At 32.2% G+C, this 615-nt stretch carries 1 protein-coding gene; it reads right to left on the minus strand.

Annotated elements, in window-relative coordinates; translation table 11 throughout:
- Window positions 1-363: tetratricopeptide repeat protein (locus ACFIO3_RS15050; protein WP_375704779.1), on the minus strand; the 363-nt coding region annotated here is incomplete at its 3' end.
- Between the last annotated feature and the right edge of the window lie 252 nt (window positions 364-615).

Consider the following 615-nt stretch of genomic DNA (forward strand, 5'->3'; position numbering starts at 1 on the left):
TGCAACAGAATCAAAGATCTCCACTGATTTAATCATATCACCTTGCTCCATGAGTAAAGAAGCCTCCCGCAAACGAGCAAGAAAAGGATATCCTCCAAAGTTAGAGTCTTTAACATTCTCCAATTGCTTTATCGCTTTATCAAAATGACGTGTATCCGCAAAATTAAGGCTTTTTATAAATGCGTCACCAATATAACCAGCTTTCTTTATTTGTGCATGATAATAAATTTGATAAATAATTATCATGATGATGAAAAGAAGGACTGCTCCAATAATTGAAAAACCATAACGTCTCCAAAAAGCAAGCGCCTTTTCCTGACGAAATTCAGCATTAACTTCAGCAATAAAACTATCATACGACATATATCATACCTTGTAAAAATTTACTCTCTGCGCTTTTACGCATAAATGGACAAAGATGGTAGCCTAAATCAACTAAAATCTTTAAATTACTGATTTATTTATTTCAAATTGACATGTAACCAAATCAATTGGATTTTTGCAACTGTCTTAGTCAAAAACGATGTAAATGTTCTTTAAGCTTACATCACAACTTTTGAATCTTATAAAAAAATCACTGCTTTAATATTATCCATGATTGCCTACCATCTTCAG

It is taken from the genome of Bartonella sp. AD328YNZD, assembly GCF_042196425.1.